The sequence below is a fragment of the Enterococcus sp. DIV0660C genome, from assembly GCF_017316125.1.
Taxonomy (GTDB): Bacteria; Bacillota; Bacilli; order Lactobacillales; family Enterococcaceae; genus Enterococcus_B.
In genome coordinates this window covers 40,999-53,443 of record NZ_JAFLWA010000024.1, presented here as the reverse complement: position 1 = coordinate 53,443, position 12,445 = coordinate 40,999, and the positions used below count along the sequence as shown (strand labels likewise).

At 37.5% G+C, this 12,445-nt stretch carries 12 protein-coding genes; all 12 read right to left on the bottom strand.

Annotated elements, in window-relative coordinates; translation table 11 throughout:
• Positions 1 to 61: 61 nt before the first annotated feature.
• A complete protein-coding gene (locus tag DOK81_RS07385) occupies positions 62 to 199 on the bottom strand; it encodes a hypothetical protein (protein WP_242589944.1) in 138 nt (45 codons plus the stop codon).
• Positions 196 to 705 carry a cell division protein gene (locus tag DOK81_RS07380; RefSeq protein ID WP_206909713.1) on the bottom strand — a complete coding sequence of 170 codons (510 nt, stop codon included), beginning with the start codon at positions 703 to 705 and terminating at the stop codon, positions 196 to 198. The genes DOK81_RS07385 and DOK81_RS07380 overlap by 4 nt, the downstream gene beginning before the upstream one ends.
• Positions 706 to 1,265: 560 nt before the next feature.
• Complete coding sequence (locus DOK81_RS07375) at positions 1,266 to 2,588, bottom strand: 2-hydroxycarboxylate transporter family protein (RefSeq protein ID WP_206909712.1); 1,323 nt, start codon at positions 2,586 to 2,588, stop codon at positions 1,266 to 1,268.
• A gap of 99 nt (positions 2,589 to 2,687) precedes the next feature.
• Complete coding sequence (locus tag DOK81_RS07370) at positions 2,688 to 4,331, bottom strand: malolactic enzyme (protein ID WP_206909711.1); 1,644 nt, start codon at positions 4,329 to 4,331, stop codon at positions 2,688 to 2,690.
• Positions 4,332 to 4,711: 380 nt separating this feature from the next.
• Positions 4,712 to 5,665 (bottom strand): tRNA-dihydrouridine synthase, encoded by a 954-nt coding sequence (locus DOK81_RS07365; protein WP_206909710.1) that lies wholly within the window; start codon positions 5,663 to 5,665, stop codon positions 4,712 to 4,714.
• Between the two features lie 243 nt (positions 5,666 to 5,908).
• Positions 5,909 to 6,847, bottom strand: coding sequence for a riboflavin biosynthesis protein RibF (gene ribF, locus DOK81_RS07360; RefSeq protein ID WP_206909707.1), 939 nt, complete (start codon positions 6,845 to 6,847; stop codon positions 5,909 to 5,911).
• Positions 6,848 to 6,850: 3 nt separating this feature from the next.
• Positions 6,851 to 7,774, bottom strand: coding sequence for a tRNA pseudouridine(55) synthase TruB (gene truB / locus DOK81_RS07355; RefSeq protein WP_206909705.1), 924 nt, complete (start codon positions 7,772 to 7,774; stop codon positions 6,851 to 6,853).
• Positions 7,775 to 8,119: 345 nt separating this feature from the next.
• Complete coding sequence (locus DOK81_RS07350; RefSeq protein WP_206909703.1) at positions 8,120 to 8,638, bottom strand: hypothetical protein; 519 nt, start codon at positions 8,636 to 8,638, stop codon at positions 8,120 to 8,122.
• A gap of 560 nt (positions 8,639 to 9,198) precedes the next feature.
• Positions 9,199 to 9,546, bottom strand: coding sequence for a 30S ribosome-binding factor RbfA (rbfA, locus tag DOK81_RS07345; protein ID WP_067484229.1), 348 nt, complete (start codon positions 9,544 to 9,546; stop codon positions 9,199 to 9,201).
• Positions 9,547 to 9,570: 24 nt separating this feature from the next.
• Complete coding sequence (gene infB / locus DOK81_RS07340) at positions 9,571 to 11,817, bottom strand: translation initiation factor IF-2 (RefSeq protein WP_206909701.1); 2,247 nt, start codon at positions 11,815 to 11,817, stop codon at positions 9,571 to 9,573.
• A gap of 12 nt (positions 11,818 to 11,829) precedes the next feature.
• A complete protein-coding gene (locus tag DOK81_RS07335; protein ID WP_206909698.1) occupies positions 11,830 to 12,141 on the bottom strand; it encodes a YlxQ-related RNA-binding protein in 312 nt (103 codons plus the stop codon).
• Positions 12,138 to 12,431 (bottom strand): YlxR family protein, encoded by a 294-nt coding sequence (locus tag DOK81_RS07330; RefSeq protein WP_206909696.1) that lies wholly within the window; start codon positions 12,429 to 12,431, stop codon positions 12,138 to 12,140. Before DOK81_RS07330 ends, DOK81_RS07335 begins: the two co-directional genes overlap by 4 nt.
• Between the last annotated feature and the right edge of the window lie 14 nt (positions 12,432 to 12,445).

The window sequence follows — 12,445 nt, the reverse complement described above, 5'->3', positions numbered from 1 at the left end:
CAAGGATGTTAATAAATGGCGCAACTTAAACCGGAATATAAATCCACTCTTTTTGTTTATATTAAAAAAAAAAAGTATAACATAAAACACCGATAAACCAAGAAAACCCGCCAATAATTGGATACGTAACTAGAAACAAAAATATGATTGTTAAAAGGGTATCGAATACATGATTACCAGTTTGAAAAAAAGTCATCATAGCTCCACACCTCCTTTCTTATAAAGGTTGCGTACAAAATCTGTATCTAAGTTTTGCTCTTCTTTTACGGAATAACTACACACTTCTTTGCGAACTTCTTCGGGTCCAAACCGTTCATCAAACGCTTTGTTTAGTAAGTGTCGCCTTTTCTCTAAGCGCTCTTCATCATATTGGATCTTTTTGTGCAAAAGATTTTTAAAATGAAAATTATTTCGTAGCGTCAATCCAATGTAAACTATCGCAATCATAACAAACATGATACTCAAAAAAACAACTAAAAATTTTAAAGTTTGTAACTCATCCTTATAAACAACTAAATGATTCTTCCATGCTTTTTTTGGGGAAATAAACGGTAACAATAACCAAATAAAAGGTAGTATCACGCAAATCCAGCCAATAATGGCAACTATCGTTTGTAAAAATTTTAGCACATAGTTTTTTTTCTCAAAATATGCATCGGAGACTAGTAATTGTTCTACTTCTTCTCGGGTAATTTTAGGTTTCATCTCTTTGCCTCCTTGTATATTCAAAAAATCAAGTGTTTTATATGATTTTGCCGGTTTCTCAACTGTTTTACAAATGTTTCGCCTTCCACAATCGAAAAATTTGTTTGGTTTCTACTTAAAAACAACGATCTCTCGAAAAAGTTTCTTACTTTTCGAGAGATAAGCGACAATGTATTTAATTAGACAGTTTCAATTTTCTGTGTGTTTGTTCAGGTAATCAAAAAATCATTCTATCACTTCTTCATCTGGTCTTCAATGATTTGCTGACGTTACTTTCATTAAATATTCTTTCCTATTTATTGTGACTGTTCATTGATGTGATAAATATGTAGTTGGTAACTTTGGCAACTTGAATTACTATCGTTTAAAGCAAGAAATGAGAGGACTAGAGATAGTTATCCGTTTATGCGTAGGAGGCTAGTACATATTCTTGTACCAAATAGCCATTTAATCCCCTTCGTTTTTTCTAGTTCATCTTTACTTTGCCGAATTTTCCTCATTTAAGTAGATAAAAAAACTTACGGATCATGTGAATGACAACATGATCCGTAAGTTTTTTCTTATGAAAGCAACTGCATCAAAAATCCTGAGATAATCAAGACAATTGCTCCACCTAAACGATTCCCCATTTGAGCAAATGCAATGAGTTCCATTCGATTCGCAGCAGAAAGTACCGCAACATTACCGGTACCGCCCATTGAATTATTACATAGTCCTGCTGTGATGGAAGACTCGATTGGATAAAGTCCAAATAATCGACCAACAAAGCCAGATACTAATGAAATAACAATGACACTTGTTAAACAAAGTACCACAAACTGCCAAGTTAATGCAGAGGCTAGTACATTTAAATTCAAAAGCGCAATCCCGATACCCGCAAGAACAGCCGCGGTCAAGTTTTTCACAATTAAGTTATTAAACATAATAGCTGCATCTTCATAATATTCAGGCAAGATATTCGTAATTTTACAAATGACAACGATAATGATCATAAACGCATACGCATGAACTTTTGGAACAAAGTAATTACAAATTTGGCCAAGAATGAAAAAGGTGATTGAAACCATCAATCCTACACCCAATTGAGAAATATTTGGTTTCACTGTACGAGGTTTTCCATCGCCAAGGTCACCTTTTTCCATTAGTTTTCCATTTCCGTTGATTTTAGGCATTGATTGTCCAGCGCGTGCTACCAAAGCTGCACCAATAATGGCTAGCACATTGGTCATCGCTGTTGCCGGAATCAAACGAGAAATAATTGCCGAAGCATCTGTCCCTAAAACATTGGCATAAATACTGGATAACGGCACAGCACCCGCACCAACACCACCAGCCATCGCAGGAAGCGAAACATACAATACTGAGTCAGCAAAACCATTGCCAATCAACATTCCTACTAAGCCGACTGCAAAAAAGGAAGCGACCATTGAAATCAATGCGACTGGAATAAAACGGACAGAAGCTTTCATCAATAAATTACGATTCATTCCTAAAATACTACCAGTAATCAACGCGGCAATATAAAAATCTAAAAAGCCCATATTATTGACAAAATTCTCCGTTGCATGAACCACATACTCAGGTAAAATACCAAAAGTTGCGATAGCTGCTGATGCAAAAATAGCAAAAACAGAGCCACCACCAAGATAACTTTTCACAATTGGAAGTTTGGAACCAATGAAATGAAATAAATTCCCTAAAATAACTAATACAGCAATTGGACCAATCATGTTTGTCGGTAATTTTCCTAACGCCATTGCGACGATCAATACGGCAACCATGATTAAATATAAGGGCAAACTGATACCACTAATTTTTGTTGACCAAATACTCGTCTTTTTTTCGTCTTCAACCGCTGAATCAGCTGTTGCTTTTTGTACCATACTTACAGATCCTTTCTCCTTAAGCAACCCGTAAGAAAAACAGAACAGCTTCGTTGAACTACCTGCTTTTCTTACAATCTTGCACACACCTATTTCTAATTATTCTGCTACTAATTCTGTGTACTCTGGTACCCATTTAGCATCTGCCACAGCAGTTTTGATGTCTGTGATTTCTTCACGGTTTAACCCTTGTTCTACCACTGATTTGGCAACTGTTTCTGCAATAATTTGAGAAAATTCAGTAATTTTTGCAACAGGAGGTAAAATTGATGCACCCGGTTGAGTCACATCAACGATTCCGCCCAAGGCACGGCTTGCTTGAGAAATAATTTCTGCATTCACACGTGTTGCAGTTGAAGCAATCAAACCTAGTCCAAGCCCTGGATACATCAATGCATTGTTTGCTTGACCAATTTGGTAAGTAACACCTTGATATTCAACATCGGCTGCAGGAATCCCAGTCCCTACTAAAGCTTTTCCATCTGTCCATGTAATTAAATCTTGCGCTTTTGCTTCAGCAAGTTTTGTTGGATTTGACAAAGGCATAATGATTGGGCGTTCTGTATGAGCAGCCATTTCTTTAACGATTTCTTCCGTAAAGGCCCCCGGTTGTGTTGATGTACCAATCATGATTGTTGGGTGGATTGCTTTTACCACTGCAGTTAAATTAGTCAATTCTGCTGCATTTTCAAATTCGTCACGAGTTCGTGCAAAAGGAATTTGTCCTGGCGTTAGTCCTTCTGTGTCTGTAAAGAGTAAACCTTGTTTGTCCACTTGGTAAAAATGGTTGCGTGCTTCTTCTTCTGGAACACCTTGACGAATCATTTCATCTAAAAGAATATTTGCAATCCCAACACCAGCAGTTCCGGCACCAAATGTTAAAATCGTTTGGTCTTTCAATGCTTCACCAGAAATATTCAATCCACCTAATACACCAGCTAAAACAACGATCCCTGTTCCTTGGATATCATCATTGAATGTAGTGATTTGATCTTGATATTTTTCTAAAATAGTGGCTGCATTTCCACGACCAAAATCTTCCCAATGCAATAATAATTCAGGGAATAATTCTGTTGCCGCATTTACGAATTGATCAACAAATTGATAATAAGTTTCCCCTTCAATGCGTTCATGACGATTTCCTAGATATAGTGGATCGTTTAATAATTCTTGGTTATTTGTTCCTGCGTCAATAGACACTGGCAACACTTGTGCCGGATTGATTCCAGCGGCTGCAGTGTAAACCATTAATTTTCCGATCGCAATATCGACACCGTTGACGCCCCAATCACCCATACCTAAAATTCCTTCTGCATCAGTCACAACAATTAGACGAATATCTCGACCATCAGCAGCATTTTTTAGACTTGCTTTTATACTTTCTGGATCATCGATTGAAAGAAAAGCTGCGTCTTGTGGTTTCAAGAAAATTTCATTGTATTGTTCAATTGAGTCAGCGACTACTGGATCATAAACAACTGGCATAAACTCAACTAAATGTTCACCCATCAATTTATAGAAAAGTGTACGATTGGTATTAAATAAGTTCATTAAGAAAATTCGTTTTTCTAAATCAGATGGTTTGCTTAAGTATTGACCATAAGCTTGAACGGATTGTTGTTCTAATGTTTGAACTGTACTGGGAAGCATCCCTGTAAGACCAAATTTTGCGCGTTCTTCTTTCGTAAATGCTGTTCCTTTGTTTAAAAATGGATTGTTCAATAAATTTAATCCTGTAAGCATAAAAAATTCCTCCTAAGTTTTACTACATGCAAAAGTATAGTCGTCACTTTCAGCTATAGTCAAAACCAAGGGTCATGATAAATTTTTTTTATATGTGGATACAAAAAAGGTATGGCACGTCAATGCCATACCTCTATCGTTAACGGCCATCTTTCAGTTAGGTGAATGATTTAAAAATAAGTGGCGCAACTCCGATAACAGGGAATACTATTTTTGTTAGTTATTCTTTTTCGGAGCTGTTCGCTTTGCGCCACAACCTCTATTTACGGTGTTCCCAAAGCAACTCCTCGAAATAATTCATAACTGTTCAAAAATATGAAAAGCTATTTTTGTCAGTTGCTCATTATTTTTTTCGGAGCTGTTCGCTTTGCGCCACAACCTTATTCAAAATCTTTCAGTATTTCTCGAACCTCATCCGTCGTCTTCGTATTCATCAATTGCGCACGCAAATCACTAGCACCTGGAAATCCTTTAACATATATCTTAAAGAAACGATGCAAACCAACTATCGAACGCGGAACCAATTCCGCATACTGATCTTGCAAGTCTAATTGTAAATGCAATAAATCAAGCAGTTCTTTTGAAGAGTGTTCTCTAGGTTCTTTTTCAAAAGCATATGGATTTTTGAAAATTCCCCTGCCAATCATGACCCCGTCTACCCCATATTCTTCAGCTAATCGAAGTCCAGTCTGACGGTCAGGAATATCCCCATTGATAGTTATCAATGTTTGTGGCGCCACTCGATCTCGAATGGCTAACACTTGCGGAATCAAATCCCAGTGCGCATCTACTTTACTCATTTCGTCGCGCGTTCTTAAGTGAATTGACAGATTTGCAATATCTTGTGCTAAGACATGCGCTAACCAATTTTCCATTTCTGCTATATCTTTATATCCGAGCCTTGTTTTTACGCTGACAGGGAGTCCACCTGCTTTAGCAGCTTCAATTAGCTCTGCCGCAACTTCAGGACGTAAAATCAGTCCGCTCCCTTTCCCATGACCGGCCACATTAGGAACGGGACAGCCCATATTCAAGTCAATTCCCTTAAAACCCATTTCTGCCAAGCCAAGACTCATCTCGCGGAAAAATTCTGGTTTGTCCCCCCAAATATGAGCCACCATTGGCTGCTCATCTTCAGTAAAAGTCAAACGGCCTCGAACACTTTGTCTACCATCTGGATGGCAATAACTGTCCGAATTAGTAAATTCTGTAAAGAAGACATCTGGTGCGCCTGCCGCTTGAACAACATGGCGAAAAACAACATCTGTCACATCTTCCATTGGTGCTAAAATAAAAAAGGGCTTTGGTAATTCTGCCCAAAAATTGTTCATCATTATTTATCTCCGTTCTCTCTTCATTCCAATTCAAAAAAACATGCTTATTATACTAGGATTTTGAAAAAGAAGCAAAGGGAAGGACTTTCAAGTTTTTTCCTGTTGCAGTCAACGAAATCTTGAGAAATTAAGAGAGTGTGACATAATTTTTTGCCACACTCCTTATTTCTGAATAAACGATGTTCTTGAAGTAATTTATTAAATAAGCCGATTACTTCTATCACAGCCTCTATTGACTCCTCTTTATTTTTTAAAATAAGCAGCTGTATCAGCTTCATCTTTTTTCAATTGCGTAATCAAATCATCTACATTCGTAAACTTTACTTGATCTCGCAAAAATTTATTCCAGCGAACGGCTACATGCTCGCCATAAATATCTTGACTAAAGTCTAAAATAAATAATTCAACAGTTAGCTCTCGCCCCTCACCAAATGTATCATTATGACCAATTGAACCCATCGCTGGATACCAGTTTTCACCAACCTTGATTTCAGAAACGTAGACACCTTCTCTAGGTAAATGAACAGTTCCTTTGACTTTTACATTTGCCGTTGGAAAACCTAACAAACGCCCGCGAGCATCACCATGAACCACGACACCTTCAATTTCGTAGACACTACCTAAAAGTTTGGTTACTTCTGTCACATCACCTGCGTCCAACAATTGACGAATACGTGTAGAACTGATTTTTTCACCAGCTTCAATTTCTTTTTGGACCGTCACAACTTCAAAACGATTTTTTGCATATTCAGGAAGATGTTCCACATCCGCAATATCTTTTGGTCCATACGTATAATCAAACCCAGAAACAGCATACTTAGCATGTAAACCAACAATGTATTGATCAACAAACTCTTGAGGTGCCAAATGTGCAAAAGCAGAAGTAAAGTCGATCTCATATAGAAAATCCACACCCAGTGCAGCCATTTTCTCTTCTTTTTGTTCTAAGGTAGTTAAATACTTAACACTTGCTGGATCGATTTTTTTAAACACAATTGAAGGATGTTGATTGAACGTCATCAAAGCTAATTTCAAACCTTCTTGGTCAGCGATTTTTCGACCAGTTTCAACTACTTTTTGATGGCCTAAATGTACCCCGTCAAAAAATCCTAAGACAAGCACTACTTCCTCTGCTGGAATTTGATTTTTTTGATAAGGATGACGAATCTTGATAATTTCCATCAGTTATACCTCATTTCTTAACACTTTACTTGGTTTTAATTTATCTTTTTCCTTTGGATTAGGTTGATAGATACTAACAACTTTATCTTGATAAAACAAAGCAATTTCTTGGTCTGGCATCGTTGATAAGCCAAAGACTTTGTAATCCAAACGCATACCATTCTTAACTTTTTGCCAAACAGCTTCACTGATATCTACTCGTGGAAACTTCGTAACCCCTGCCTCGATCGGTAATAGATACTCAGAAATAGTTCCGTTTGCCATATATTCAGCTACCTGTGCCAAAGTGATTGCTTGTTTTTGATTCATTCCTGCACTTGCTGTCCTTGTCAAATCTGACATATGAGCAGGAAAACCTAGTTTTTTCCCTGTATCAACAGCAAGTGTTCGCACATAGGTTCCTTTACCACACTCAACTTCAAAATGCCATGATAACAACCCGTTTTCTTGATCCCAGTTTAATTCACTCGTGCGTTCAAAACGATAAATTTGAGCTTTTCTACTTGGACGTTCAACTATTTCATTATTACGTGCGTATTCGTAAAGTCGTTTGCCATTGACCTTCACCGCCGAATACATTGGCGGAATTTGCGTGATCTCCCCAATAAAAGAAGCCATGATTTGATCGATTTTTTCTTCTGAGATACGTTCTGTTACTGCTTGTTCTTCAACCACTTCACCAGACTTGTCTTCCGTTGTCGTACTGAATCCCAACGTAATTTCGCCTTGGTAGGTTTTTCCAGAATCAGTTAAATATTCAATCACTTTTGTTGCTTTTCCAATACAGATTGGTAACACACCATCTACATCTGGGTCTAGCGTTCCACCGTGCCCGATTTTTTTGGTATGTAATATTTTCCTTAATTTAAATACGCAGTCATGACTTGTCATCCCACGTTCTTTCCATAACGGTAATAGCCCTTCCATTTCTGCTCTCCATTTCTTTTTGATTCAACTGATTTATTATAACACAGCAAGAATGAATACTACATTTTTGATTCCAACTCCAACGATTTTTACATCTAGGATACACAAACGTAACAAAATTCATCGGGGTGTAAATAGAATCCGTGTTATTCTTTTTTTATACAAAAGGAGGGATCAGATGGAAAATATTTTCTTTGCACCCTTTGATTGGTTATATGGGTGGCTTTCAGGCAATTAAATATGTCTTCCCCAAGACAAACGAAGAGTTTTGATCTTCGTGCAAAAAAAACGGCAAGTCTCTCAACTAATGAGACTTGCCGTTTTTAATTTTCTCAAATTATTTTCTTAATACGGGTTTCCACTAGGATCTGTTTCTTGCACTTCTCCTGTCGGTGATACTCGGAAAAAGGTCAATGTACCTGAACCGCCTTGTTCAATCATAGAAAGACTATAAGCTTTGAAAAGATAATCATCATCAATCATTTGCCAAAAGATAAAAGCAATATCTGAATCCTTATACTCAGGATACTTTGCATAAATAGCATCTAACGCTTGCTTTTGTTCTGGTGTAAATGTAGGTTCATTCGTTACATTTGTTGATGAATCTGTAACTGTTGCTGCTGAGGTATTTGTGTTTTGATCTGTTGAACTTGCTTGTGTTGTCGTTACGGTTGTGTTCGTTTCTTTGATACTTGTTGCCGTTTTTGAATCGCTTGTTGTCACTTCAGAAGTAGTCATTGCTGTCGTTTCACTCGTTTGAATCATTGACTGTGAAGTTTCATTTGAAGTAGTTTGCTCCGTTTTCCCGCATGAAGCAAGAAACAAAGTCAAACCAACCATACTTAACCCAATTACTCTTTTCATTATCCCCACATCCTTTTTTCTTTTTTTAAAAAGAAACCCATTCAAAAAATATAAAAATTTCTGGGAACTTTTTGTCCCATTCAACTCATTATAACAAAAAAACATTACTCGATACATGAGTAATGTTTTGGTTAAGTTGTCTTAAATTATTTGGATAATGATCAAAACTCGGTAGCTTTACATTCAAAACAGCATAGCTCTAAAACACGAAGATGAAATCAAGAATGTTCACATTTGTTTTGGAGGCATTCAAAACAGCATAGCTCTAAAACTCAACTAATCACTAAACTTTACGGCCCGGGAGTTTTGGAGGCATTCAAAACAACATAGCTCTAAAACCTCGGATAAAATTTTTTGAGGTTCCGTAATCGCACTATTCGTTCATAGCAAAACTTCAGTTTGAATGCTCATAATTTGAATATTTTTATTTCAAAGAGCGTATTTTTGTTTATTATAACATAGGAACTCCTTGTCCAATAATTTTGTCAATAAATTTTTATTTTTTTATTCAAGCAAAAAAGCATCCATATTTTCCTTGATAGGAATGGATGCTTTTTTTGTTAGTCCTTATTCAAATTACGCAACAGCTCATCGATGTGGTTACCATAACCAACAGACTCATCTAATTCAAAGATTAGCTCAGGTGTCTTGTAAATACTTAAGTTATGACCTAATTCACGACGGATTAAACCACTTGCCTTACTCAAGCCTTCTTGTGCTTTTTTCTTATCTGAAGCAAGATCAGATAAGATGCTGTAATAGATGGTTGCTTGTTGTAAATCACCTGTTACATGTACATCAGTGATCGTCACGTTTTCAACTCGAGGATCACGAACTTTTTTACGTAAAATATCATTGACTTCTTTTAAAATTTCTTGACCGACTCGACGGTCACGATAGTTAGCCATAATGAGCGGCCTCCTTTATTTTTATTAGTCGTTTTTAACTTCTTCCATGATGAATCCTTCAATGATGTCATCAACTTTGATGTCATTGAATTTTTCGATCATTGCGCCACATTCAAATCCCATTTTAACTTCTTTAACGTCATCTTTAAAACGTTTCAAGCTAGCTAATTGACCTTCGTAGATAACGATTCCGTCACGAATGACACGAACGCCACTATCTCTGCGGATGAATCCTTCAGTCACATACGCACCAGCAATCGTTCCAACTTTTGAAACTTTGAAGGTTTCACGAATGATCATTTGACCAGTGATTTTTTCTTCAAATTCAGGATCAAGCATCCCTTTCATCGCTGTTTCAATTTCTTCGATTGCTTTATAAATGATTCGGTGTAAGCGAATATCTACTTCTTCTGAATCAGCTTGACTCTTCGCTTGTGGTGTAGGACGTACGTTAAAACCGATGATGATTGCGTTACTTGCAGCAGCCAAAGTAACATCACTTTCATTGATTGCGCCAACAGCAGCATGCACGATTTTTACGCGAACGCCTTCGACATCAATTTTCTTCAATGAAGCAGCTAAAGCTTCTGCAGAACCTTGTACGTCAGCTTTGATAATGACATTAACTTCTTTCAATTCGCCTTCTTTAAGGCTTTCAAACAAGTTGTCTAAGGTTACGCGACTTGTAGCAGCACGGTGTTCAACAACTGCACGTTTTGCACGTTCTTCACCAGCTGCACGAGCCGTTTTTTCGTCTTCAAAGACAACAAAGTGATCTCCAGCTTGTGGCACATCGTTCAAGCCAGTGATTTCAACTGGTGTTGCTGGACCCGCATTTTTTTCACGTCGACCTAAGTCGTTGACCATCACACGAACACGTCCATAAGTATTTCCGACAACGATTGGGTCTCCTACATGTAATGTTCCTTGTTGAACAAGTAAAGTAGAGATTGGTCCCTTACCTTTATCTAAACGTGCTTCGATAACTGTACCAATTGCGCGTTGCGTTGGGTCAGCTTTCAAGTCTTCTACTTCAGAAACTAATAGAACCATTTCTAATAATTCTTCGATATTTTGACCAAATTTTGCTGAGATTTCAACGAAGATCGTATCTCCACCCCATGCTTCAGGAATAAGTTCATATTCACTTAATTCTTGCATAACGTGTTGTGGATTTGCACCTGGTTTATCAATTTTGTTTACAGCAACGATAATTGGCACATTTGCCGCTTTCGCATGGTTGATAGCTTCAACCGTTTGTGGCATTACACCATCATCAGCGGCAACAACCAAGATGGTGATGTCTGTGATACTTGCTCCACGAGCACGCATACTTGTAAAGGCCGCGTGACCTGGTGTATCCAAGAAAGTGATTGGTTTACCGTCGATATCAATTTGATAAGCACCGATATGTTGAGTGATTCCACCCGCTTCATCATTCGTTACACGTGAATGACGTAAAGTATCTAACAATGTTGTTTTACCATGGTCAACGTGTCCCATAATTGTGACAACTGGTGGACGTGAAACTAGATTTTCTTCATTCAATTCTTCTGGTTCAAAGAATTTATCTAAATCGGCAATATCCACTTGTACTTTTTCTTGTGGTTCCATACCATAATCTGTTGCTAATAACTCGATTGTATCTTTATCAAGTGCTTGGTTTTGATTGACCATAACACCTAACATAAAGAGTTTTTTGATGATTTCCGCTGGTTCACGGTGAATTTTTTTCGCGATATCTGCAACGTTCATGCCATCTGTATACTCTAGAACTTCTGGTAGTTCACGGAATTTACGTGGTGGCACAGCTGGTTTATTTGAAGTTTGTTGTTTCCCTTTTCTTCCTTTTTTGTTAAAACGATTGCGGTTATTGTTGTTGAATTTTCCGCGATTGTTATTGTTGTTACGATTTTGATTTCCGCCTTGACGGTTTTGGTTATTTTGGTTGGATGATTTGTTTTGTCCTTGATTCACTTGACCGCTCCCTTGACCGCGATCTTGATAGTTGCGGTTATTTTTATTTTTTTGTTGTGTTACATTTTTTGTGTTTTCTTGAGTTTTATCATTTGGCTTTTGATTGACTGGTTTCTGGTTTGGCTTTTGTACAACTGGGTTTTTGAAAGCTTGCTGCAATTTATTCTCATCTTCGCGATTTAAAGTTCCCATATGGTTCTTTACGTCGATCCCCAATTTTTGGGCTTTTTCGACAATCACTTTACTAGACTGATTGAGCTCTTTTGCTAATTCATAGACTCTTTTTTTTCCCATGTAATCACCTTCCTAACCTTCAATTAGCTCCTTGATTTTTTTCGCAAACCCTGCATCTAAGACGCCGAAGACTTTTCGTGGTTTTCCAATCATTTGCGTAATTTCAGCTTCTGAAAATAGTTCAAAACAAGGAACTTTGTAATAGGAACTTTTGTCTTTGATCTTTTTTCTTGTGTTCTCACTAGCATCGGTCGCAACAAACACTACCTTTGCCTTTTGGCGACGAATATCTGCAATGGTTAACTCTTCACCGGTTACTAACTTCCCAGCACGCATCGCAAGTCCTAGTAAATTCATGGCTTTTTGCCGGTTTACTGTGTTCATTTTCCGAAAAGCTCTTTTCGGGCTTTCTGGTGTGTAACATAATCTAATAGTTCTTGATAAAATTCATCTGTTAGTTTTACTTCGAGAACTCGATCGAGGATTTGCTTATCCCAAGCTTTTTGCACTTCTTCCGGCTCAATTGAGACATACGCGCCTCGTCCAGGCATTTTTCCAGTAGGATCAATTGAAACTTCCCCTTCTTTTGAACGGGTCACTCGAATCATTTCTTTTTTCGGTTTCATTTCACCCGAAACCACAGATTTGCGTAAAGGAATTTTCCTTTGTTTCATCTCGTTTGCCTCCT